This is a genomic window from Pseudomonas sp. 1L-B-1-E-C1, assembly GCF_057291835.1.
In genome coordinates, this window is sequence record NZ_JBXAWN010000004.1 from 145,922 (window position 1) to 164,415 (window position 18,494).

Consider the following 18,494-nt stretch of genomic DNA (forward strand, 5'->3'; position numbering starts at 1 on the left):
GTTATACTCCGTGCGATCCGCCTGGAGCGCTCATCAGGAGAGCTCATGCTCGCCCCCGTACAACTGACTTCCGCCACTCGCCAGAACCTCTGGCGGCTGACTTTCATCCGCACTCTGGTGCTGGCCGCGCAGGCCGGGTCCGTGGGCCTGGCGTACTGGCTGCAATTGTTGCCGTTGCCTTGGGTGCAACTGGCGATGACCCTGGGCTGTTCGATTCTGCTCTGCGTGTTCACGGCTGTGCGCCTGCGTACGTCGTGGCCGGTGACCGAGCTTGAATACGCGCTGCAACTGGCCTGCGATCTGGTGATTCACAGTGCGCTGCTGTATTTCTCCGGCGGTTCGACCAACCCGTTTGTTTCCTATTATCTGGTGCCGTTGACCATCGCGGCGGTGACCCTGCCGTGGCGTTATTCGGTCATTCTGTCGGGCATCGCGCTGGCGTTGTACACGCTGATGCTGACGCGTTTCTATCCGCTGGAAACCCTGCCGGTCGCCCGTGAGAATCTGCAGATCTACGGCATGTGGCTGAGCTTCGCCCTCGCCGCTGCGGTGATCACCTTCTTCGCTGCGCGCATGGCTGAGGAGCTGCGCCGGCAGGAAGAGTTACGGGCGATTCGTCGCGAAGAAGGCCTGCGCGATCAGCAATTGCTTGCCGTCGCCACGCAAGCAGCCGGTGCCGCGCATGAGCTGGGTACGCCACTGGCGACCATGAGCGTGCTGCTCAAAGAGATGCAGCAAGACCACCCGGATGCGCTGTTGCAGGATGATCTGAAAGTGCTGCAGGATCAGGTCAAGCTGTGCAAGGAAACCTTGCAGCAACTGGTGCGCGCCGCCGAGGCCAACCGGCGTCTGGCGGTGGAGATGCAGGATGTCACCGACTGGCTCGACGAAGCGCTGAACCGCTGGCACCTGATGCGCCCGGAGGCCAGTTATCGCTTCCAGCGTCTCGGCCAAGGCACCGTGCCACGCATGGCGCCGCCGCCGGATCTGACCCAGGCGCTGCTCAATTTGCTGAACAACGCTGCTGACGCCTGCCCGGAAAATCTCCAGGTGACGCTGGATTGGGATGCGGAGACTTTGACCATCAGCATTCGCGACCACGGCGCCGGTGTGCCGCTGGCCATCGCCGAGCAGATTGGCAAACCGTTTTTTACCACCAAGGGCAAAGGTTTCGGCCTGGGCCTGTTTTTGAGCAAGGCCAGCGTGACACGCGCCGGCGGCTCAGTGAAACTCTATAGTCATGAGGAAGGCGGCACGCTCACCGAGCTGCGTCTGCCCCATGGCGCCCGAGGAGACCAACATGAGTGACGAAATCCAAGTCGAAGGCGAAGAGCTGCCGCATCTGCTGCTGGTCGACGACGACGCGACCTTCACCCGCGTCATGGCCCGTGCCATGGCCCGCCGCGGCTTTCGCGTCAGCACTGCCGGTTCCGCTGAAGAAGGCCTGACCATCGCCCAGGCCGATCTGCCGGATTACGCCGCGCTGGACCTGAAAATGGACGGCGACTCCGGACTTGTCCTGCTGCCCAAGCTGCTGGAGCTGGACCCGGAAATGCGCGTGGTGATCCTCACCGGTTATTCGAGCATTGCTACCGCCGTCGAGGCGATCAAGCGCGGCGCCTGCAACTACCTGTGCAAACCCGCCGACGCCGATGACGTACTCGCCGCGTTGCTATCCGAGCACGCCGACCTCGACAGTCTGGTGCCGGAAAACCCGATGTCGGTCGACCGCCTGCAGTGGGAACACATCCAGCGCGTGCTCACCGAGCACGAAGGCAACATCTCCGCCACGGCCCGCGCGCTGGGCATGCACCGCCGCACTCTGCAGCGCAAACTGCAGAAGCGTCCGGTGCGTCGCTGAACCTGCGCTGAACGACTATCGCCGGCCCTCGCGTTAAAACGCGCCGATCATCTATGATCGGCGCGTGTCTGTTGTTTTTTCTATCGAGCCTTATCCATGAATCAGAACGCTGAATATTCCGCGGTCAACGATGCCGTGCGCGGGCAGTTTTTTCGCAAAGTCTGGGCGATGACCACGCCTTACTGGCGCAGCGAAGAGAAGGGCAAGGCCTGGACGTTGCTGATTGCCGTGATCGCGCTGACGTTGTTCAGCGTGGCAATTTCGGTGTGGATCAACAGTTGGTACAAGGATTTCTATAACGCCCTGCAGAAAAAGGATGAAGCAGCATTCTGGCAGTTGATTCTGTACTTCTGCGGCATCGCCACGGTGGCAATCCTCGGCGCGGTGTATCGCCTGTACCTGACGCAGATGCTGACCATCCGCTGGCGGGCGTGGCTGACCGAGAAACACTTCAAACGCTGGCTCGACCACAAGAATTACTACCAGCTGGAGCAGGGCGGTTACACCGATAACCCCGATCAGCGCATTTCCGAAGACCTCAATACCTACACCGCCAATACCCTGAGCCTGGGCCTCGGGTTGCTGCGCACGATTGTCAGTCTGGTGTCGTTCTCGATCATCTTGTGGGGCGTGTCGGGCAGTATCGAAGTGTTTGGCATCGAGATTCCCGGTTACATGTTCTGGTGCGCGCTGTTGTATGCGGCGGTCGGCAGTTGGTTGACGCACTTGATCGGGCGCCGTCTGATTGGCCTGAACAACCAGCAGCAACGCTTCGAAGCGGACCTGCGTTTCTCCATGGTGCGCGTGCGCGAAAACGCTGAGAGCATCGCGTTATACAACGGCGAACCCAATGAAAACCGCCGTTTGAGCAACCGCTTCGGGCTGGTCTGGCATAACTTCTGGGACATCATGCGCGTGTCCAAGCGCCTGACGTTCTTCACTTCCGGCTACGGCCAGATCGCAATCATTTTCCCGTTTATCGTCGCGGCGCCGCGTTACCTGTCCGGCAAGATCGAACTGGGCGAGCTGATGCAAATCAACTCGGCGTTCGGCAACGTGCAAGAGAATTTCAGTTGGTTCATCACTGCTTATTCGGACCTGGCCGCGTGGCGCGCCACCTGTGATCGTCTGCTGAGTTTCCGTCAGGCCATGACTGACAACGAGGAGCGCACCCCGGCCATCGATGTGCAGAATCAGGGCAGCGAACTGCAGGTGCACAACCTCGGCCTGGATCTGTCCGACGGTCGTCATTTGCTGACCAACGCCGATATGACCGTGGAGCCGGGTGAGCGCGTGATGCTCAGCGGCCGCTCCGGCAGCGGCAAGTCCACATTGCTGCGGGCGATGGGGCATTTGTGGCCGGCGGGCCACGGCAATATCCGTTTGCCGGCAGCGCGTTATCTGTTCCTGCCGCAGAAGCCCTATCTGCCGATCGGCACATTGCGTGAAGCGCTGAGTTATCCACAACCCGGCGACACCTACACGCCAGAGCGTTATGCACAGGTGCTGGAAACCTGTCGCTTGCCGCACCTGGTTGGACGTCTGGATGAAGCCAATCACTGGCAGCGCATGCTCTCGCCGGGGGAGCAGCAACGCCTGGCCTTCGCCCGCGCGCTTCTTTATGCACCGCAATGGCTGTACATGGACGAAGCCACTTCAGCGATGGATGAAGAGGACGAGGCGACGTTGTATCAGGCGCTGATCGATCAGATTCCGGGGTTGAGCATTGTCAGTGTCGGTCACAGAAGCAGTTTGAAACGATTCCATCCGCGGCATGTGCGGATCGACAGCGGGCATTTGGTGGAGCAACCCGTGACTGCCTGACCCCACGGATCCCTTGTAGGAGCTGCCGAAGGCTGCGATCTTTTGATTTTTAAGATCAAGATCAAAAGATCGCAGCCTTCGGCAGCTCCTACATGGAGGTCGTGTTGACAGTGATCGTACAACTCGCTTGAGCTATGATGGCCGCAAGCCGAACTTTCGAGACAAGATGCAGACCATGGAAAAGCTGATCGACACCCCGCGCCTCCCCCGCAAGCGCCGCAGCCTCGCCCAGGAACTGGTGACGGTGTTGAGCGAGCAGATCCGCGATGGCCTGCTCAAGCGTGGCGACAAGTTGCCCACCGAGTCGGCGATCATGGAAGCCCATGGCGTCAGCCGCACCGTGGTGCGTGAGGCAATTTCCCGTCTGCAGGCCGCCGGCCAGGTGGAAACCCGCCACGGCATCGGTACCTTTGTCCTCGATACGCCGAGCCCGAGCGGTTTCCGCATCGATCCGGCCACTGTCGTCACCCTGCGTGACGTGCTGGCGATCCTCGAATTGCGCATCAGCCTCGAAGTCGAATCCGCCGGCCTCGCCGCGCAACGTCGCAGCCCCGAGCAACTGGCAACCATGCGCGCCGCCCTCGACGCCTTGAATGAAAGCGCCTCGCATGCCAGTGATGCGGTGTCGTCGGACTTCGCTTTCCACCTGGAAATCGCCCTGTCCACCGGCAACCGCTATTTCACCGACATCATGACTCACCTGGGCACCAGCATCATTCCGCGTACGCGGCTGAACTCGGCGCGCCTGGCCCACGATGATCAACAGCACTACATGAGCCGGCTGAGCCGTGAGCACGAGGAAATCTACGACGCAATTGCCCGCCAGGATTCCGATGCAGCGCGTGCAGCGATGCGGTTGCACCTGACCAACAGCCGCGAAAGACTGCGCCAGGCCCATGAAGAGGCGCAGGCGCAGGGGTGAAGCTGATCTTATCCTTATTTCACAACAGTTAACTCGAGCAGAGGAGACTTTGCTTTGTTTTGCACGGTTGTGACTGTGTAATAAATATGCGCTCGAGAATCTGATACCAGATTCTTCTCAAAAAAATCCTTCGGGATTAGTAGTTCAATGAGGCCGGGGACATTCTCGACTGTTGCTGACACTCTGTACGCACCGCTGCCTAGCTCCGTAACAAGCTCCACCTTGCTGTCTTTGGTAAAACCTGTTCCCGAAATAACAACCTGAGCGGTCGCATTCGCATCTAGATCACTGAGCTTCAACTGATTGTTTGTTGCTTCTTTAATCACTGGTGCAGGCAGTGCTTTGGTTTCAGCAGTCATATCGATATTCCTTTTCGAGGCTGGAGTAGGTGAGGTTTAGCCGAGCAGCAACCCTGGCTTACAACCTCACCCGCCCAGTTAAATCCGGCGCCCTTCATCCCACACCTGTAAAAACTACTAGTACCGACCAACGGTTAGTCACGATCATTCGTGCCAGTTGTCGGGCCTTTCCGCGCTTTTGAAGCGCACGGCCCGTGGGTATTGAGCAAATATTTCCCATTTTGCCCAGCATCATTCAGCCGGCTTGGCTGACGATGATCAACAGCACTACATGAGCCGGCTGAGCCGTGAGCACGAGGGAATCTATGACGCAATTGCCCGCCAGGACTCCGATGCGACGCGTGGGGCGATGCGCCTGCACCTGACCAACAGCCGCGAAAGACTGCGCCAGGCCCATGAAGAGGGGCAGGCGCAGAGGGGCTGAAGGTTAAGGTTGCAGTTTGAATCTGGCTTCAAGAGAGTCCACTGGAGCACTATCCGCTCTGGTGAATGTGTACGTTAAGGTGGCTTGTTCACCCGCAACCGCGCCTACTGCAAACGCGCTCTTTGGGATCGCAATCACAATGGGCTTCCCGACATGGTGGCCAGTAAGAGTGATTACACCGCTATTCCAAGGGGGCCCACCAGTTCTGTTTAGGGATAGCTTGACGCCGTCACCTACCGAGGCATCCGGTACTACAGGGACTACGGCTTCGGTCGGATCGTCAAGTCGGCTAATGTAGACTGTGTCGTTCTCGGCTCAAACAGCTTTCCCATTTCATGAAGAAGCAGGTGCAGGGTGGATTTCGATGGGAGTCAGGGCGTATCGACAATCGACAGAACCAGCGTGCCTGACGGTGTTGGAATTCCGCCTATCTCTGCGCAATAGCTGATCAAGGCCTGCCCGTCTTGGAAGCGATAACTGAACATGGATGTCCCGAGCTCGACTTGCTCCTCGCCGGCTAGTCGAGTGTCAAATCGAGCCACCCAGACCTGAGGCGGACTGAAGCGGTCGACTTTAACTTCAATGTGAATGTCGATCCGTTGATCGGGGGCTTTTCCCTCATAGAGAAAGTCGAGCAGGAATCCGTCAACCAGTTTTTGTGGATCCAGAATATTGCCTGATGCTTGAGGTGCCAACGGTGCCGCAAGCAACTCTACGGGTGAGGCGGTCAGCGACGTCATGGAAACGTTCTCCTTGGGGGCGGAAGATGTCAGGCAACGTATTGGCTGCCTGATTTTCCAGCTGCCCGTAATGACAGTTGAGAAAAGCGGTAGCTGTAGGCCCGATTCGAACGGGCCTCGAAGGCCCGATGCACCTCAGGCAATGCCTGACCAGCCGCCGCGACAGACTGCGCCAGGCCCATGAAGAGGCGCAGACGCAGGGGTGGCGGCAATTAACGCTCGAGTTGAACTGTCAGTACTTGTGAGTGCGAAACATTACCGGCGCGGCTAACGGTGTAGTGAAGTTTGGCGGTTGCGCCCCTAGCGAGGTTTTTCTCAAAAGTACTTTTGGGAATGGCGAAGATGAGGAGCTGTCCTACCGTCCCTGGAGACAATGTGATTTTCTCGTCAAAGTTGTTGCCGGTAGAGGTTGTTACGTACAGCACAACTTCATCGCCGGCAGCTGAGTTTTGATAAGGCGCCACCTCAGCGTGAGCGTCTTCCTTCAGTTTCCCTACATACAGAACTCCCTTAACCGCTTCTTTGAGTGCTGGTTCAGCAAGTGCTTTAATTTGTACAGTCATGGTCAATTCCTTTTTCGCTATGATTCAAACCGTTGACGGAGCGAAGGTGGGGCCCTGCACTGACGGAGCCGGTTCGTTAACTCCTCAGTCATTAAGGCCGGAACCGGATACCCCAGGCACCTGTAAGAAATACCAGTCCCGACCAACGGTCAGACCTCAAACGCGGAAATGCTTACGCCTCAACCCGCAACCTCAACGCCTGCGAATACGGCTCCATACTCGACTCATCACGAAACTTGTACCTCAGCTCCACCTCGCGGTTCAGGTACGGTTGCAACGCCTCTTTCGGCAGTTGCACCTCGATGTCGAACAGCTTTTCCATCTCGTCTTCGGCGTCGTCCCAGGCGCCAGTGTCCACCTCATCACCTTCCCACTCAGGTTCTTCGGCATCGCTGCCGAGGATCGCGTAGACGCTCCAGTTGGCCGCGAAATCGCTGGAATCCGGCACCTGCACGGTGAGGATGTCCGGCAGTTGCGACAGCTGAACAGTGACGCAATCGTCTTGCGCAGGGGCGGCGTGGGTGAGGGTGGGGGCGGCAAAATGCATCGACATAGCGGCTTCCTTAAAGTGGTCCGCCACGATCCTTCGTGGCAGTCGGCATACTTTACGAGCCGCTGGTCCTTCAGGAATTAAACGAATCCAGACCGGATATTTCCGCGAGCAAATGCTTCAAGAACGGGCCTTCCAGCGATTTCTGCAAGCGCAGAAAGCGATTTTGTCGGACAAAAAACTGCGGCCAACGATGAAATGCTGTTGACGGTTGTTTTTTAAGTTGTACGATGACCTACAACTTCGGCGAAGGCTGAACGGTCCACTCACAATAAAACGTTGCTACCAGGGTGTTCGAATAATGAATCCACAAGAACTGAAGTCCATCCTCTCTGCCGGCCTGCTGTCTTTCCCGGTAACCGATTTCAACGCGCAGGGCGATTTCAACCGCGCGGGCTACATCAAACGCCTGGAATGGCTGGCTCCGTATGGCGCTTCGGCTCTGTTCGCTGCCGGCGGCACCGGTGAGTTCTTCTCCCTGGCCGCCAGCGAATACTCGGAAATCATCAAGACTGCCGTCGACACCTGCGCCACCAGCGTGCCAATCCTCGCCGGCGTCGGTGGTTCGACCCGTCAGGCCATCGAATACGCTCAGGAAGCCGAACGTCTGGGCGCCAAAGGCCTGTTGCTGCTGCCGCACTACCTGACCGAAGCGAGCCAGGACGGTGTTGCCGCGCACGTTGAAGCCGTGTGCAAATCGGTGAAGATCGGCGTGGTCGTCTACAACCGCAACGTTTGCCGCCTCACCGCGCCGCTGCTGGAACGTCTGGCCGAGCGCTGCCCGAACCTGATCGGCTACAAGGATGGCCTGGGCGATATCGAGTTGATGGTGTCGATCCGTCGCCGTCTCGGCGATCGCTTCAGCTACCTGGGTGGTCTGCCGACCGCTGAAGTCTACGCCGCGGCCTACAAGGCTTTGGGCGTGCCGGTCTACTCCTCGGCGGTGTTCAACTTCATCCCGAAAACCGCGATGGACTTCTACCACGCGATCGCTCGCGAAGATCACGCTACCGTCGGCAAGATCATCGACGACTTCTTCCTGCCATACCTGGACATCCGCAACCGCAAGGCCGGTTACGCCGTGAGCATCGTCAAGGCCGGTGCAAAAATCGCCGGCTATGACGCAGGCCCGGTGCGTGCGCCGCTGACCGACCTGACCGGCGAAGAGTACGAAATGCTCGCCGCGCTGATCGACAAGCAAGGCGCGCAATAAACCAGAGAAGCGAAGCCGCTGAGCAATCAGCGGCTTTTTGCGTGAAGGCTTTTAGAGTTGAGGGCTGCCCTGTGACAACTGCAAAACGCTACGACAACTACATCAATGGCGAATGGGTCGCCGGTGCCGATTACTCGGCCAACATCAACCCGTCGGAACTCAGCGACACCATCGGCGACTACGCCAAGGCCGACCTGACCCAAGTCAACGCCGCCATCGACGCCGCCCGCGCTGCGTTCCCGGCGTATTCCACATCGGGCATTCAGGCCCGTCACGATTCGCTGGATAAAGTCGGCACTGAGATCCTGGCTCGTCGCGAAGAGCTCGGCACCCTACTGGCCCGTGAAGAAGGCAAGACCCTGCCGGAAGCGATTGGTGAAGTGACCCGCGCCGGCAACATATTCAAGTTCTTCGCCGGTGAATGCCTGCGTCTGTCCGGCGATTACGTGCCATCGGTACGCCCGGGCGTCAACGTTGAAGTCACTCGCGAAGCGCTGGGCGTGGTCGGTCTGATCACCCCGTGGAACTTCCCGATCGCCATCCCGGCGTGGAAGATTGCTCCGGCCCTGGCCTACGGCAACTGCGTCGTGCTCAAGCCTGCCGATCTGGTTCCGGGCTGCGCCTGGGCACTGGCCGAAATCATCTCCCGCGCGGGCTTCCCGGCCGGTGTGTTCAACCTGGTGATGGGCAGCGGTCGCGTGGTTGGCGAGGCGTTGGTCAACAGCCCGAAAGTCGACGGCATCAGCTTCACCGGTTCGGTAGGCGTTGGCCGGCAGATCGCGGTCAACTGCGTTTCGCGCCAGGCCAAGGTGCAGCTGGAAATGGGCGGCAAGAACCCGCAGATCATTCTCGACGACGCCGACCTCAAGCAAGCGGTCGAGCTGTCGGTGCAGAGCGCGTTCTACTCCACCGGCCAGCGTTGCACCGCGTCGAGCCGTCTGATCGTTACTGCCGGTATCCACGACAAGTTCGTCGAAGCCATGGCCGAGCGCATGAAGTCGATCAAGGTCGGTCACGCCCTGAAAGCCGGCACTGACATCGGTCCGGTGGTGTCCCAGGCGCAGCTTGAACAGGACATGAAGTACATCGATATCGGCCAGTCCGAAGGTGCACGTCTGGTCAGCGGTGGTGGTGTGGTGACCTGCGATACCGAAGGCTACTTCCTCGCTCCAACGCTGTTCGCCGACAGTGAAGCGTCGATGCGTATCAGCCGCGAAGAGATCTTCGGCCCGGTGGCCAACATTGTGCGCGTGGCCGATTATGACGCCGCGCTGGCGATGGCCAACGACACCGAATTCGGCCTGTCGGCCGGCATCGCGACCACCTCGCTGAAGTACGCCAACCACTTCAAGCGCCACTCACAGGCCGGGATGGTGATGGTCAACCTGCCGACCGCCGGCGTGGATTACCACGTACCGTTCGGTGGCCGTAAAGGCTCGTCCTACGGCTCTCGTGAGCAGGGCCGCTACGCGCAAGAGTTCTACACGGTCGTGAAGACCAGTTACATCGGTTCCTGATACACGCAATACCCCTGTAGGGGCTGCCGAAGGCTGCGATCTTTGCTTTTGAAGATCAAAAGATCGCAGCCTTCGGCAGCTCCTACAGGGAATAAATGCAAGACCAAAGAAGCTTCACCCCGCATAAAAATAATCAGTGGGAGTACATCTGCATGCAATCCTCCAAGCCGACTCACGTCCGCTATTTGATCCTGCTCATGCTGTTTCTGGTGACCACGATCAACTACGCCGACCGTGCCACGATCGCCATTGCCGGCTCCAGCCTGCAAAAGGATCTGGGCATTGACGCCGTTACCCTCGGCTACATCTTCTCCGCATTCGGTTGGGCCTACGTCGCCGGGCAAATTCCCGGTGGCTGGCTGCTCGATCGCTTCGGCTCGAAAAAAGTCTATGCCCTGAGCATTTTCACTTGGTCGCTGTTCACCGTGCTGCAAGGCTTCGTCGGTGAATTCGGCATGTCCACAGCGGTGGTTGCGCTGTTCATGCTGCGCTTTCTCGTGGGCCTGGCCGAAGCGCCATCGTTCCCCGGCAACGCGCGCATTGTTGCCGCGTGGTTCCCGACCGCTGAACGCGGCACCGCTTCGGCGATCTTCAACTCGGCGCAGTACTTTGCCACCGTGTTGTTCGCGCCGCTGATGGGCTGGATCGTCTACAGCTTCGGCTGGGAGCACGTGTTCATCGTCATGGGTATCCTCGGCATCGTGTTCTCGCTGGTGTGGCTGAAAGTCATCTACAGCCCGCGCGAACACCCACGTGTCAACGAGGCCGAGTTCAAGCACATCGCTGACAACGGCGGCATGGTCGACATGGATCAGAAGGGCAAGAAGTCCGACGGTCCAAAGTGGGATTACATCCGTCAGTTGCTGACCAATCGCATGATGCTCGGTGTGTATCTGGGCCAGTACTGCATCAACGGCATCACCTATTTCTTCCTGACCTGGTTCCCGGTGTATCTGGTGCAAGAGCGTGGCATGACCATTCTCAAGGCCGGTTTCATCGCTTCGTTGCCGGCGATCTGCGGCTTTATCGGCGGCGTACTCGGCGGGGTGATTTCCGACTACCTGCTGCGCAAGGGCCACTCGCTGACCTTCGCCCGCAAGGCGCCGATCATCGCCGGTCTGCTGGTTTCGAGCAGCATCGTTGCGTGCAACTATGTCGAAGTGGAATGGATGGTCGTGGGCTTCATGGCGCTGGCATTCTTCGGCAAAGGTGTTGGCGCACTGGGCTGGGCGGTGGTCTCCGACACTTCGCCTAAACAGATCGCCGGTCTGAGCGGTGGCCTGTTCAACACCTTCGGCAACATCGCTTCGATCACCACGCCAATCGTGATTGGCTACATCATCAGCTCCACCGGTTCGTTCAAATGGGCGCTGGTGTTTGTCGGTGCCAACGCACTGGTCGCGGTGTTCAGCTACCTGGTGATCGTCGGCCCGATCAAGCGTGTGGTCTTGAAAAAGCCGCCAGCCAAGGGCGGTAATGAAGCCACCGGCAATTTGTCTCAAGCGCATTCCTGAGGAGCGGCGTCATGCAGTTGATTGAACATTCCGACTCGCCGCGCTACATCCGCCTGCACGAGCGGGACAACGTGGTAGTGGTGGTCAACGATCAGGGCGTACCGGCCGGTACCGAGTTTGCCGATGGCCTGGTCACCGTGGATTTCGTGCCGCAGAGCCACAAGGTCACCTTGGAGGACATTCCCGAAGGCGGCCCGGTGATTCGTTACGGGCAGATCATTGGCTACGCGTTGCAGCCGATCCGTCGTGGCAGTTGGGTCAAGGAAGATCAACTGCGCATGCCGACCGCGCCGCCGCTGGACAGCCTGCCGCTGTCCACCGACGTGCCGGCCGCGCAGGCACCGCTGGAAGGCTTCACCTTCGAGGGCTATCGCAACGCCGACGGCACCGTCGGCACGCGCAATATTCTCGGGATTACCACGACCGTACAGTGCGTCACCGGCGTGCTCGATCACGCGGTCAAGCGCATCAAGGAAGAGCTGCTGCCGAAGTACCCGCACGTCGATGACGTGGTGGCGCTGACTCACAGTTACGGCTGCGGCGTGGCGATCACCGCCACCGACGCCTACATCCCGATTCGTACCGTGCGCAATCTGGCGCGCAACCCGAACCTGGGCGGCGAGGCGCTGGTGATCAGTCTGGGCTGCGAAAAATTGCAGGCCGGGCAGGTGATGCATGAGGACGATGCGTCTGTGGATCTCAGCGATCCGTGGCTGTACCGCTTGCAGGATTCCAGTCACGGTTTCACCGAAATGATCGAGCAGATCATGCAACTGGCTGAAGTCCGTTTGAAGAAACTCGACCAGCGCCGCCGCGAAACCGTGCCGGCCTCCGAGCTGATTCTCGGTATGCAGTGCGGCGGCAGCGATGCGTTCTCCGGGATTACCGCCAACCCGGCGCTGGGTTATGCCTCGGACTTGCTGTTGCGCGCGGGGGCGACGGTGATGTTTTCCGAAGTCACCGAAGTGCGCGATGCGATCTACCTGCTGACTTCACGGGCGCAGACGCAGACCGTCGCCGAAGAGCTGGTGCGCGAGATGGACTGGTACGACCGTTACCTGGCCAAGGGCGAGGCTGATCGCAGCGCCAATACCACGCCGGGCAACAAGAAGGGCGGGTTGTCGAACATTGTCGAGAAGTCGCTGGGCTCGATCGTCAAGTCCGGCAGCAGCGCGATCAATGGCGTGCTCGGCCCGGGCGAGCGTTTCAAGCGCAAGGGCCTGATTTTCTGCGCGACGCCGGCGAGCGATTTTGTTTGCGGTACGCTGCAACTGGCGGCGGGGATGAACCTGCACGTGTTCACTACGGGGCGCGGCACGCCTTACGGGCTGGCCATGGCGCCGGTGGTCAAGGTGTCGACACGGACTGAATTGGCGCAGCGCTGGCCGGACCTGATCGACATCGATGCCGGCCGCATTGCTACCGGGCGAGCGACCATCGAGGAACTGGGCTGGGAGTTGTTTCACTACTACCTGGATGTGGCCAGTGGCAAGCAACAGACCTGGGCGGAGAAGCACAAGCTGCACAACGACATCACCTTGTTCAACCCGGCGCCGATTACTTGAGGTGGTCGATACTCTCCGGGAATATGCCGGAATTCAGCATCCATAGGTGATGTATAGCGGCGCCGTTTTTCCATTGCTACCACGATTACTGGTTGCCTGTAGCAATGGAAAACGGCTTCTTGAAACGACTGAAATCCAAAGACTTGTGGATGAAGTAAAAAAGTTTTTTAGTGTGTATCAAGCCGATCAGGTTAGTGTAGTCCAAGTCACATTATCCAAATATAAGTCGCCCGCCGTCAGGGACCTCAATCCACTAAAACCAGTGATAAATAGCGTGTCCAAGGGCCTTGTTGGTGATTTTTCATATTCGACAGTGCCGATAGAGATAGGGTCGCCGCTTATCCCCGCACCACCTCCATATGCCCAAACATAGGCAGTTCCATCTGCGTTTGAGCTCACTGCCTTGACGTTGAAACTAACACTTTTTACCGATTCTCCAAATGAAAGCTTCAATCTGGAGCCAGCGGGCAAAAATAGACATTTAACTCCGAAGCCCGGCTGGTCGATTTTAGCTATCTTTGAATATGTTTCGGTCGGTTGATGCTCGATAGTGATGTCCAATCCGCTACTGAATGAAACTTTTTGACCTGTTTCAAAGGATTGGTAATTTTCATTTTCGAAGTTCTCGATGTGAATGGCTGAAACATCATTGATGTTCGAAGTACCTGAAGTTTTATCGTCTGATGATTGGGTTGACATTGTTGTATCTCCTGTAAGTTATTTTGTTTTGCGGGAGTTATTGAGCGCGCACGGCAGAAAGTCTGCCACTGTCAGATCTGACAGTTACGACGAACGGTCGTATAGGGAGCTGCCTACAATAATGAGATCTTCTATCAGAGGACCGGTACCGGATGTGGGATTGCCTGCCAAGATGTCCTTGCACACATGTGCCTCCCCGTCGCTTATCATTAGCCCCCTATCGACGCTCACCCAAGGCTCCCCGGCATGCTGGCAATCTTTCTTGAAACCCTGAACATCACCGCGCCGGTGTTTGCCATGCTGTTTCTCGGTGTGCTGCTCAAGCGCATCGACTGGATCAACGACAACTTCATTCACACCGCCTCGTCGCTGGTGTTCAACGTGACCATGCCGGCGCTGCTGTTTCTCGGCATCCTCCACGCTGACCTGCACGCCGCGCTGCAACCGTCGCTACTTATCTATTTTTCTCTCGCCACGTTGGTGAGTTTCGCCGTGGCCTGGGGCTGGGCGATTTTCAAGTGTCCGCGTGAAGATCGCGGCATTTACACCCAGGGCGCGTTTCGCGGTAACAACGGCGTGATCGGTCTGGCGCTCGCCGCGAGCATGTACGGCGACTACGGGATTTCCCTCGGCGCGATCCTCGCAGCCCTAGTCATCCTGTTCTACAACACGCTGTCGACCATTGTGCTGGCGGTGTACAGCCCGGTGATCAAGTCCGATCCGTGGAGTATCTCTAAGAGCGTGTTCAGCAACCCGCTGATCATCAGCGTGATTTCGGCGGCGCCGTTCGCCTATTTCAAGATCGGACTGCCGGGCTGGCTGGAAACCTCTGGCCAGTATCTGGCGCAGACCACATTGCCGCTGGCGCTGATTTGTATCGGTGGCACGCTGTCGCTGGCGGCATTGCGCAAGAGTGGCAAAATGGCGCTCAGTTCCAGTCTGGTGAAGATGATCGGTTTGCCGTTGCTGGCAACCGTGGGCGCGTGGCTGTGGGGCTTTCGCGGGGCGGAGCTGGGGATTCTTTTTCTGTACTTCGGCAGTCCGACGGCAGCGGCGAGTTTCGTCATGGCCCGGGCAGCGCAGGGCAATCATGAACTGGCGGCGGCGATTATCGTGATGACCACGTTGATGGCGGCGATCACCACCAATGTCGGGATCTTTGTGTTGCAGTGGGGTGGGTGGATCTGACAAGGATTTGCGGTGTCTGCCAGGGCCTCTTCGCGAGCAGGCTCGCTCCCACAGGGAAGCGCATTGCAAATGTGGGAGCGAGCCTGCTCGCGAAGGCGGTCACTGCGGTTTCCGATAACTGTCGATCACTTCCTGCGCCGCGCGAAACGCATCGATCGCCGCTGGCACGCCGGCATACACCGCGCAATGCAGCAGGGCTTCGCGAATCTCCTCGACGCTGCAGCCGTTGTTCAGCGCACCGCGCACATGGCCTTTCAACTCCTGCGGGCACTTCAATGCAGTCAACGCTGCAAGGGTAATCAGGCTGCGGGTTTTCAGCGACAGACCTTCGCGATTCCACACCCCGCCCCAGGCGTGTTCATTGACGAAATCCTGCAACGGCTGGGTAAATTCGGTGGCATTGCCCAGCGCGCGATCAACGAACGCATCGCCCATGACCTGACGACGGATCTCAACCCCGGACTGCTTCGACTCGCTCATGGCACATCTCTCTTGTGGTGTTGGCGACGCCAGGCGCGGATCGACGTGAACAGCAGAAACGTCAGCAGCGCCGGCAGGACATAAAACAGCATCAAGCGCTCGAGCTTGCCGGCCAGCGGCATGCCGGTGGTGAACGACACCACGTGCAGCCCGTAGACCAGATACAAACCGAGCAGCAGCAAGCCTTCGGCTCGGGTCACGCGATAGCCCGAGTAAAACACTGGCAGACATAGCGCAGCGACGCCGAGCATCACCGGCAGGTCGAAATCCAGCGCATTGGGGGAAACGGACAGTGGCGTCGGTGCGAGCAGCGCGGTCAGCCCGAGCACGCCGAGCAGGTTGAACAGATTGGCGCCGATCACGTTGCCCACGGCAATGTCGCGCTGCCCGCGCAACGCGGCGATCAGCGAGGTCGCCAGTTCCGGCAGCGAAGTGCTGACCGCGACTACGGTCAGGCCGATGACCCGCTCCGACAGGCCAAGGTCGGTGGCCACGACCACGGCGGCGCCGAGCAGCAAGCGGCCGGCGAACACCAGCATGGCCAGGCCAGCGACAATCATCAGCACACTGATCAGCCAGGATTGCTGCGTGTCCTCCGGTCTCGTGCTGTGTGGTCGGGTCGAATGCCGCGACTGGCGGAACAGCAAACCGAGGTACAGCGCCAAAGCCCCGAGCAGCAACACGCCATCGAAGCGGCCGAGGTCTTTATTCCAGGCAAGGATGAACACCAGCAGGCTGGCGCCGATCATCAGCGGGATATCGAGTCGCACCAGTTGTCGCGATACGCGCAGCGGGATGATCAGCGCCGACAGGCCGAGGGTCACCAGAATGTTGAAGATGCCACTGCCGACCACGCTGCCGACGGCAATGTCCGGGTTGTCGGTCAGCGCCGCTTGCAGGCTGACGGTCATTTGCGGCGCGCTGCTGCCGAGGGCGACGATGGTCAGGCCGATGATCAGCGGGCGCACATGCAGGCGCTCGGCCAGACGCACGGCGGCGCGCACCATCAGCTCGGCGCCGATGATCAAAAGAACCAGGCCGCTGAGCAATTCGATGACGTTGATCAGCGGCAGATCGGCTAGTCCGAAAATGGTCGGCGCTCCATCAGTCGAGGGCCTGTACGCGGACCCGTGCGGTGCCGCTGCGCAGCATGCCGATTTCGTCGGCAGCCTCGCGCGACAGATCGATCAGCCGGCCACGGGTGTGCGGGCCACGGTCATTGATACGGACCACGACCGATTCATCGTTTTTCAGGTTGGTGACCTTCACCCGCGTGCCGAACGGCAACTGGCGGTGGGCGGCGGTCAGGGAATGCTGGTTGAACGCTTCGCCGCTGGCGGTGCGTTTGCCGTGGTGTCTGGCTCCGTAATAGGAGGCGACGCCGGTCTGGTCGTAACCGTGCGGGTCGATGGTGTCAGTACTGGCGCAACCGGCCAGCAGGGAGAGCAGGGCGCTGCTCAAAAACAGGCGCTTCATTCAAGGTTTCCCGGATACAAATGTGGGAGCGAGCCTGCTCGCGATAGCGGTTCGACAGTCACTTTTTCAGTGTCTGACATTTCGCTATCGCGAGCAGGCTCACTCCTACAGGGGATGGAGCCAGGCTTTGGATCTGGCTCCATTTGTGGTCAGCCTTCGAGCTTGCTTTTCAGCAGTTCGTTCACCTGCTGCGGGTTGGCCTTGCCTTTGGAGGCTTTCATGGCCTGGCCCACGAAGAAGCCGAACATCTTGCCGCGTTTGGCTTCGTCTGCCGCGCGATACTGTTCGACCTGTTCGGCGTTGGCTGCGAGCATTTCGTCGAGCACCGCGGAGATTGCGCCAGTGTCGGTCACTTGCTTGAGGCCGCGCTTTTCGATGATCTCGTCAGCACTGCCTTCGCCGTTGGCCATCGCTTCGAACACCACTTTGGCGATCTTGCCGGAAATGGTGTTGTCCTTGATGCGCTGGAGCATGCCGCCCAGTTGCTCGGCGGACACTGGCGAATCCTCGATGTCCAGGCCCTGCTTGTTGAGCAGGCTGCCCAACTCGACCATCACCCAGTTCGCCGCCAGTTTCGCGTCGCCACCGATGGCCGCGACTTTTTCGAAGTAGTCCGCCTGCTCACGGCTGGTGGCCAGCACGTTGGCGTCGTAAGCCGACAGACCGAACTGGCTCTGGAAGCGTTCACGCTTCTGCGGTGGCAGTTCCGGCAGGGTCGCACGCACTTCACCGAGGAACGACTCTTCGATGACCACCGGCAGCAAGTCCGGATCGGGGAAGTAGCGGTAGTCGTTGGCTTCCTCTTTCGAACGCATCGGACGGGTCTCGTCCTTGTTCGGATCGTACAGGCGGGTCTGCTGAATCACTTTGCCGCCGTCTTCGATCAGTTCGATCTGGCGCTGGATTTCGGAGTTGATCGCCTTCTCGATGAAGCGGAACGAGTTGACGTTCTTGATCTCGCAGCGGGTGCCGAACTCGACCTGGCCTTTCGGGCGCACCGAGACGTTGCAGTCGCAACGCAGCGAGCCTTCGGCCATGTTGCCGTCGCAGATGCCCAGGTAACGCACCAGCGCGTGGATCGCCTTGACGTAAGCCACGGCTTCCTTGGCGCTGCGCATGTCCGGCTCGGACACGATTTCCAGCAGCGGCGTGCCGGCACGGTTCAGGTCGATGCCGGTGGCACCGTTGAATTCTTCGTGCAGGCTCTTGCCGGCGTCTTCTTCCAGGTGCGCGCGGGTGATGCCGACGCGTTTGACCGTGCCGTCTTCCAGCGCAATGTCCAGGTGGCCCTTGCCGACGATCGGCAATTCCATCTGGCTGATCTGGTAGCCCTTCGGCAGATCCGGGTAGAAATAGTTTTTCCGCGCGAACACGTTGTGTTGGCCGATCTCGGCGTCAATCGCCAGACCGAACATCACCGCCATGCGCACCGCTTCCTGGTTGAGCACCGGCAGCACGCCGGGCATGCCCAGGTCGATCAGGCTGGCCTGGGTGTTCGGCTCGGAACCGAAGGTGGTGGAACTACCGGAAAAGATTTTCGACCGGGTGGTGAGCTGAGTGTGAATCTCCAGCCCGATCACGACTTCCCATTGCATGTGT

18 protein-coding genes and 1 pseudogene are annotated in these 18,494 nt (G+C 59.2%); 10 read left to right on the forward strand and 9 right to left on the reverse strand.

Annotated features, from left to right (window positions below):
- Window positions 1–45: 45 nt before the first annotated feature.
- The 4 genes from AC0Z4S_RS08910 (at window position 46) to AC0Z4S_RS08925 (ending at window position 4,607) form a co-directional block, all read left to right on the forward strand.
- Window positions 46–1,308: an ATP-binding protein gene (locus AC0Z4S_RS08910; RefSeq protein ID WP_485622715.1), complete on the forward strand. Its 1,263-nt coding sequence runs from the start codon at window positions 46–48 to the stop codon at window positions 1,306–1,308.
- Window positions 1,301–1,861 carry a response regulator transcription factor gene (locus tag AC0Z4S_RS08915; RefSeq protein WP_003221630.1) on the forward strand — a complete coding sequence of 187 codons (561 nt, stop codon included), beginning with the start codon at window positions 1,301–1,303 and terminating at the stop codon, window positions 1,859–1,861. The genes AC0Z4S_RS08910 and AC0Z4S_RS08915 overlap by 8 nt, the downstream gene beginning before the upstream one ends.
- Window positions 1,862–1,957: 96 nt before the next feature.
- Window positions 1,958–3,685 (forward strand): ABC transporter ATP-binding protein/permease, encoded by a 1,728-nt coding sequence (locus tag AC0Z4S_RS08920; protein WP_485622716.1) that lies wholly within the window; start codon window positions 1,958–1,960, stop codon window positions 3,683–3,685.
- Between the two features lie 175 nt (window positions 3,686–3,860).
- Window positions 3,861–4,607 carry a FadR/GntR family transcriptional regulator gene (locus tag AC0Z4S_RS08925; RefSeq protein WP_110603732.1) on the forward strand — a complete coding sequence of 249 codons (747 nt, stop codon included), beginning with the start codon at window positions 3,861–3,863 and terminating at the stop codon, window positions 4,605–4,607.
- 14 nt (window positions 4,608–4,621) lie between these two features.
- On the opposite strand, the gene AC0Z4S_RS08930 is transcribed toward AC0Z4S_RS08925, so the two are convergent.
- Window positions 4,622–4,966: a hypothetical protein gene (locus AC0Z4S_RS08930; RefSeq protein WP_485622717.1), complete on the reverse strand. Its 345-nt coding sequence runs from the start codon at window positions 4,964–4,966 to the stop codon at window positions 4,622–4,624.
- 232 nt (window positions 4,967–5,198) lie between these two features.
- Between AC0Z4S_RS08930 and AC0Z4S_RS08935 the strand changes: the two are divergent.
- Window positions 5,199–5,390 (forward strand): annotated as a pseudogene (locus AC0Z4S_RS08935) (FCD domain-containing protein); the annotation flags it as partial.
- A gap of 371 nt (window positions 5,391–5,761) precedes the next feature.
- Here AC0Z4S_RS08935 and AC0Z4S_RS08940 read toward each other — a convergent pair.
- The 3 genes from AC0Z4S_RS08940 to AC0Z4S_RS08950 form a co-directional block, all read right to left on the reverse strand.
- The gene (locus AC0Z4S_RS08940) at window positions 5,762–6,130 is read right to left on the reverse strand and encodes a hypothetical protein (protein ID WP_485622718.1); all 369 of its coding nucleotides are present in this window, start codon (window positions 6,128–6,130) and stop codon (window positions 5,762–5,764) included.
- Between the two features lie 212 nt (window positions 6,131–6,342).
- Window positions 6,343–6,693 (reverse strand): hypothetical protein, encoded by a 351-nt coding sequence (locus AC0Z4S_RS08945; protein WP_485622719.1) that lies wholly within the window; start codon window positions 6,691–6,693, stop codon window positions 6,343–6,345.
- A gap of 172 nt (window positions 6,694–6,865) precedes the next feature.
- Window positions 6,866–7,246, reverse strand: a complete 381-nt coding sequence (locus tag AC0Z4S_RS08950; protein WP_485622720.1) for a hypothetical protein — start codon at window positions 7,244–7,246, stop codon at window positions 6,866–6,868.
- 298 nt (window positions 7,247–7,544) lie between these two features.
- Between AC0Z4S_RS08950 and kdgD the strand changes: the two genes are divergently transcribed.
- The 4 genes from kdgD to garD all read left to right on the forward strand — a co-directional run bounded on the left by kdgD (window position 7,545) and on the right by garD (window position 13,052).
- Window positions 7,545–8,456 carry a 5-dehydro-4-deoxyglucarate dehydratase gene (gene kdgD, locus AC0Z4S_RS08955; protein WP_039759443.1) on the forward strand — a complete coding sequence of 304 codons (912 nt, stop codon included), beginning with the start codon at window positions 7,545–7,547 and terminating at the stop codon, window positions 8,454–8,456.
- Between the two features lie 71 nt (window positions 8,457–8,527).
- Complete coding sequence (locus AC0Z4S_RS08960) at window positions 8,528–9,973, forward strand: aldehyde dehydrogenase family protein (RefSeq protein ID WP_485622721.1); 1,446 nt, start codon at window positions 8,528–8,530, stop codon at window positions 9,971–9,973.
- A gap of 152 nt (window positions 9,974–10,125) precedes the next feature.
- Window positions 10,126–11,487: an MFS transporter gene (locus AC0Z4S_RS08965; RefSeq protein ID WP_485622722.1), complete on the forward strand. Its 1,362-nt coding sequence runs from the start codon at window positions 10,126–10,128 to the stop codon at window positions 11,485–11,487.
- An 11-nt stretch (window positions 11,488–11,498) separates the two neighbouring features.
- Window positions 11,499–13,052, forward strand: coding sequence for a galactarate dehydratase (garD, locus tag AC0Z4S_RS08970; RefSeq protein WP_253499016.1), 1,554 nt, complete (start codon window positions 11,499–11,501; stop codon window positions 13,050–13,052).
- 186 nt (window positions 13,053–13,238) lie between these two features.
- On the opposite strand, the gene AC0Z4S_RS08975 is transcribed toward garD, so the two are convergent.
- The gene (locus tag AC0Z4S_RS08975) at window positions 13,239–13,751 is read right to left on the reverse strand and encodes a hypothetical protein (RefSeq protein WP_485622723.1); all 513 of its coding nucleotides are present in this window, start codon (window positions 13,749–13,751) and stop codon (window positions 13,239–13,241) included.
- Between the two features lie 246 nt (window positions 13,752–13,997).
- On the opposite strand from AC0Z4S_RS08975, the gene AC0Z4S_RS08980 reads away from it, so the two are divergent.
- Window positions 13,998–14,939 carry an AEC family transporter gene (locus AC0Z4S_RS08980; RefSeq protein ID WP_485622724.1) on the forward strand — a complete coding sequence of 314 codons (942 nt, stop codon included), beginning with the start codon at window positions 13,998–14,000 and terminating at the stop codon, window positions 14,937–14,939.
- A gap of 99 nt (window positions 14,940–15,038) precedes the next feature.
- Here AC0Z4S_RS08980 and AC0Z4S_RS08985 read toward each other — a convergent pair whose 3' ends face one another.
- The 4 genes from AC0Z4S_RS08985 to gatB all read right to left on the reverse strand — a co-directional run bounded on the left by AC0Z4S_RS08985 (window position 15,039) and on the right by gatB (window position 18,490).
- Complete coding sequence (locus AC0Z4S_RS08985; protein ID WP_485622725.1) at window positions 15,039–15,419, reverse strand: carboxymuconolactone decarboxylase family protein; 381 nt, start codon at window positions 15,417–15,419, stop codon at window positions 15,039–15,041.
- Entirely contained in the window at window positions 15,416–16,492 is a 1,077-nt protein-coding gene (locus AC0Z4S_RS08990) for a calcium/sodium antiporter (RefSeq protein ID WP_485622860.1), read from the reverse strand. The genes AC0Z4S_RS08985 and AC0Z4S_RS08990 overlap by 4 nt, the downstream gene beginning before the upstream one ends.
- Window positions 16,493–16,523: 31 nt before the next feature.
- Window positions 16,524–16,895 carry a septal ring lytic transglycosylase RlpA family protein gene (locus tag AC0Z4S_RS08995; protein WP_042608775.1) on the reverse strand — a complete coding sequence of 124 codons (372 nt, stop codon included), beginning with the start codon at window positions 16,893–16,895 and terminating at the stop codon, window positions 16,524–16,526.
- Between the two features lie 149 nt (window positions 16,896–17,044).
- Window positions 17,045–18,490 (reverse strand): Asp-tRNA(Asn)/Glu-tRNA(Gln) amidotransferase subunit GatB, encoded by a 1,446-nt coding sequence (gatB, locus tag AC0Z4S_RS09000; RefSeq protein WP_016771702.1) that lies wholly within the window; start codon window positions 18,488–18,490, stop codon window positions 17,045–17,047.
- Window positions 18,491–18,494: the final 4 nt, after the last annotated feature.

What these genes read in the sequence shown, in the direction of transcription:
- AC0Z4S_RS08965 (WP_485622722.1), top strand. Translation starts at nt 10,126, where the DNA reads ATGCAATCCTCCAAGCCGACTCACGTCCGCTATTTGATCCTGCTCATG.
- kdgD (WP_039759443.1), top strand. Translation starts at nt 7,545, where the DNA reads ATGAATCCACAAGAACTGAAGTCCATCCTCTCTGCCGGCCTGCTGTCT.
- AC0Z4S_RS08925 (WP_110603732.1), top strand. Translation starts at nt 3,861, where the DNA reads ATGGAAAAGCTGATCGACACCCCGCGCCTCCCCCGCAAGCGCCGCAGC.
- garD (WP_253499016.1), top strand. Translation starts at nt 11,499, where the DNA reads ATGCAGTTGATTGAACATTCCGACTCGCCGCGCTACATCCGCCTGCAC.
- AC0Z4S_RS08910 (WP_485622715.1), top strand. Translation starts at nt 46, where the DNA reads ATGCTCGCCCCCGTACAACTGACTTCCGCCACTCGCCAGAACCTCTGG.
- AC0Z4S_RS08940 (WP_485622718.1), bottom strand. Translation starts at nt 6,130, where the DNA reads ATGACGTCGCTGACCGCCTCACCCGTAGAGTTGCTTGCGGCACCGTTG.
- AC0Z4S_RS08915 (WP_003221630.1), top strand. Translation starts at nt 1,301, where the DNA reads ATGAGTGACGAAATCCAAGTCGAAGGCGAAGAGCTGCCGCATCTGCTG.
- AC0Z4S_RS08995 (WP_042608775.1), bottom strand. Translation starts at nt 16,895, where the DNA reads ATGAAGCGCCTGTTTTTGAGCAGCGCCCTGCTCTCCCTGCTGGCCGGT.
- AC0Z4S_RS08985 (WP_485622725.1), bottom strand. Translation starts at nt 15,419, where the DNA reads ATGAGCGAGTCGAAGCAGTCCGGGGTTGAGATCCGTCGTCAGGTCATG.
- AC0Z4S_RS08975 (WP_485622723.1), bottom strand. Translation starts at nt 13,751, where the DNA reads ATGTCAACCCAATCATCAGACGATAAAACTTCAGGTACTTCGAACATC.
- gatB (WP_016771702.1), bottom strand. Translation starts at nt 18,490, where the DNA reads ATGCAATGGGAAGTCGTGATCGGGCTGGAGATTCACACTCAGCTCACC.
- AC0Z4S_RS08980 (WP_485622724.1), top strand. Translation starts at nt 13,998, where the DNA reads ATGCTGGCAATCTTTCTTGAAACCCTGAACATCACCGCGCCGGTGTTT.
- AC0Z4S_RS08920 (WP_485622716.1), top strand. Translation starts at nt 1,958, where the DNA reads ATGAATCAGAACGCTGAATATTCCGCGGTCAACGATGCCGTGCGCGGG.
- AC0Z4S_RS08930 (WP_485622717.1), bottom strand. Translation starts at nt 4,966, where the DNA reads ATGACTGCTGAAACCAAAGCACTGCCTGCACCAGTGATTAAAGAAGCA.
- AC0Z4S_RS08945 (WP_485622719.1), bottom strand. Translation starts at nt 6,693, where the DNA reads ATGACTGTACAAATTAAAGCACTTGCTGAACCAGCACTCAAAGAAGCG.
- AC0Z4S_RS08950 (WP_485622720.1), bottom strand. Translation starts at nt 7,246, where the DNA reads ATGTCGATGCATTTTGCCGCCCCCACCCTCACCCACGCCGCCCCTGCG.